Here is a 3,134-nt window from a genome sequence, read left to right as displayed (position 1 = left end):
GCCCAGGCCTTGGACAGCTCGATCAGGTAGGCGGCGTGCTGCTCGGTGGCCGTGCCGGTGCGCCCGTGACGCTGCGCGGTGCCGTTGAACACCCACGAGTGCACGGCGGTGGCGGCACCCAGCCGGGCCGCCTGGGCCGGGGTGAAGGGGTGCCCGTCCCGGTACCAGACGGCGTCGTACTCGGCGTGCAGGTGGAACCGGCCCGGCGCCCCCTCCTCGCAGGCGGCCAGCATCCGCTCCAGCCACCGCCCGGCCTGGGCGGCGGTGATCCGGTCGGGGTCGGGGTGGGGCGCGTCGGAGAACTGGTTGACCTCGTTCCCGACGGTCATCCCCAGGAAGTTCGGCCGGCCGGCGAGGGCCGCGGCCAGGGTGCGCAGGTACTCCTCCTGCCCGGCCACCACGTCCGGATCGGTGAAGAGTCCGCGCCGGTGCCAGGTCCCGGTCCACGCGGGCAGGAAGTCGAAGCTGGACAGGTGCCCCTGGAGGCCGTCCACGTGCACGTCGAGCCCGCGTTCGGCGGCCGCGTCGGCGAGCGCCACGAGCTGCTCGACGGCCCTCGGCCGGATCAGGGTCCGGTTCGGCTGGAACAGCGGCCACAGCGGGAAGACCCGTACGTGGTCCAGGCCGAGCGCGGCGACCGAGTCGAGATCGGCCCGCACCTCGTCGAGGTCGAAGTCCAGCCAGTGGTGGAACCAGCCCCGGGCCGGGGTGTAGTTCGCGCCGAAGCGCAGGGTTCGGGGGCGGGCGGCGCGGTCCATGAGGGGTCCCGGAGTTCAGGGGGAATTCGCCGGACGCCCACAAACTGCCGGGCCGGTCGGAGGGAAGTCAACAGGGCCTCGGGAGGCCCCCGGCCGAATTCCGGCGGGCGGGGTACTGATGCGCTTCAGCCGTTGCGGCAGCAGGGCGGCGGGCCGCAACGGTCGCCGGAGCCCATGCGGTTCAGTACGGGCGCGCGTAGCGTCCCCGGCGGCGGATGGGGCAGGCGAATTCCGGCCGTGCCGGGGGCCGGTGGGCCCCGCGGCCGGTGCGGACCGGCGGGGCCGGATCGCGTACGGTCCGGCCAACGCGTCACGTCGACCACGTCACCGAGGGATGAGGCAGGCACGGCCATGGCCCGCAGACCCACCATCAAGGACATCGCCCGCCAGGCCGGCGTGTCGGAGAGCGCCGTCTCCTTCGCGCTGAACGGCAAGCCGGGCGTCTCCGAGGACACCCGCGCCCGGATCCGCCGGGTCGCGCGGGAACTCGGCTGGCAGCCCAACAGCGCCGCCCGCGCCCTGTCCGGCGAACGCTCCGGAGCCGTCGGGCTGGTCCTGGCCCGTCCCGCGCACACCCTCGGGGCGGAATCCTTCTTCCTGCGGCTGGTGTCCGGCATCCAGGAGGTGCTCTCGGCCGCCGGGACCGCCCTGCTCCTCCAGGTGGTGGAGGACGTCGAGGCCGAGTGCGCGGTCTACCGGCGGTGGTGGGCCGAGCGGCGGGTGGACGGGGTCCTCGTCGTCGACCCCCGCACCCGTGACCCGCGCCCGGCCCTGCTGTCCCGGCTGGGCCTGCCGGCGGTCGTGATAGGCGGCGGCACGGGCACGCCCCCGGACCCCTGGCAGCCCGAGGGCCCGGCCCGGCACGGGGGCGCCCCCGCGGGCGGCCGGGACGGCGCGGGCGGTGACACCGGCGCCCCCGGGGGTACCGGCACCGGGGCCGAAGGCGCCGCCGGGTACGCATCCGGAGGCGGAGCGGGGGCCGACGGCGGAGCAGGGGCCGGCGGCGGTGCCGGGGACCGCGCCGCGGCGGGGACGGACGGCGGGCCCGGGCCGGCGGTGGTGCGCGCCGACGACGCGCGGGCCATGACCGAGGTCCTGGACCACCTCCACGGCCTCGGCCACCGCCGCATCGTCCACATCGCCGGCCTGCCCGGCCTCGCCCACACCGCCCGCCGGGTCGCCGCACTGCGGGCCGAGGCCGCCCGGCTCGGCCTGCCGCCCGGCCAGGTGCGCTCGGTGCCCACGGACTACTCCGACACCGAGGGCGCCGCCGCCACCCGCCGGGTCCTCGCCGAGCCGGAACCGCCCACCGCGCTGGTCTACGTGATGGCGGTGGCGGGCAGCGCGGTCGCCGCCGGGCTGGGCATCCCGGTGCCCGGCCGGCTCTCCATCGTCGCCTGGGACGACTCGGCCCTCTGCCGGGTCACCCACCCCCCGCTGACCGCGCTGGTCCGCGACACCGCCGGGTTCGGCCGGCTCGCCGCGGAGGAACTGCTCCACCTCCTGGCCGGCGGCCCGCCTCGGGTGCGCGAGAGCGAGCTGCCCCGGCTGGAACCCCGCGGGAGTACGGCCCCGCCCCCGGCCGCATACTGAAATCCGACCCCTTTTCAGGAGTTCAGGAGCCTCTCCGTGACCACCCCCACCTCAGCCCTCCCCGTCCCGCGCGCGGCCTCCGCGGCGTCCGAAGCCGCCGGTCCGACCGTGGCGGTCGACATCGGGGGGACGAAGATCGCCGGGGCGCTGGTCCACCCCGACGGCACGATGACCGCGGCCACCCGCCGCCCGACCCCGCGGGGGACGGACCCGGAGGCGGTCATGGCGGCGGTCACCGAGGTCGTCGCCGAACTGTCCGCGGACCCGCTGTGGGAGCGGGCCGTCCGCTGCGGCATCGGCAGCGCGGGCCCGGTCGACACCTCGCGGGGCACGGTCAGCCCGGTCAACATCGGGGCCTGGCGCGGCTTCCCCGTCCAGGAGCGGGTCGCCGCCGAACTCGCCGCCCGCGGGGCCCGGATCCCCGTGGTCCTGGCCGGCGACGGAGTGGCCATGACGGCGGCGGAGCACTGGCTCGGCGCCGCCCGGGGGCACGCGAACGCCCTGTGCATGGTGGTCTCCACCGGGGTCGGCGGCGGGCTGATCCTGAACAACCAGCTCCACACCGGCCCCACCGGCAACGCCGGCCACATCGGTCACATCAGCGTCGCGTTCGACGGCGAGCCCTGCGCCTGCGGCGGCCGCGGCTGCGTCGAATCCCTCGCCTCCGGTACCGCCATCGCCCGCTGGGCCCTCGCCCAGGGCTGGACCGGACCCGACCCGACTGCGGCGGGCGTCGCCGCCTCAGCCGCCGCGGGAGACCCGGTCGCGCTGGCCGCCTTCGAC

3 protein-coding genes are annotated in these 3,134 nt (G+C 77.0%); 2 read left to right on the top strand and 1 reads right to left on the bottom strand.

Translation table 11 applies throughout. From position 1 onward, the window contains the following. Positions 1 to 758 (bottom strand): glycoside hydrolase 5 family protein (locus VR44_RS24885; protein ID WP_045949818.1); only part of this gene is annotated, 758 nt, incomplete at its 3' end. A gap of 351 nt (positions 759 to 1,109) precedes the next feature. Between VR44_RS24885 and VR44_RS24880 the strand changes: the two genes are divergently transcribed. Together VR44_RS24880 and VR44_RS24875 are read left to right on the top strand one after the other, a co-directional pair. Next, a complete protein-coding gene (locus VR44_RS24880) occupies positions 1,110 to 2,351 on the top strand; it encodes a LacI family DNA-binding transcriptional regulator (protein ID WP_045949817.1) in 1,242 nt (413 codons plus the stop codon). 108 nt (positions 2,352 to 2,459) lie between these two features. Next, positions 2,460 to 3,134: ROK family protein (locus VR44_RS24875; RefSeq protein WP_045949819.1), on the top strand; the 675-nt coding region annotated here is incomplete at its 3' end.

The organism is Streptomyces katrae (assembly GCF_000966975.1).
In the GTDB taxonomy this organism is placed as follows: domain Bacteria; phylum Actinomycetota; class Actinomycetes; order Streptomycetales; family Streptomycetaceae; genus Streptomyces; species Streptomyces katrae.
This window is presented reverse-complemented; position numbering and strand designations above follow the sequence as displayed.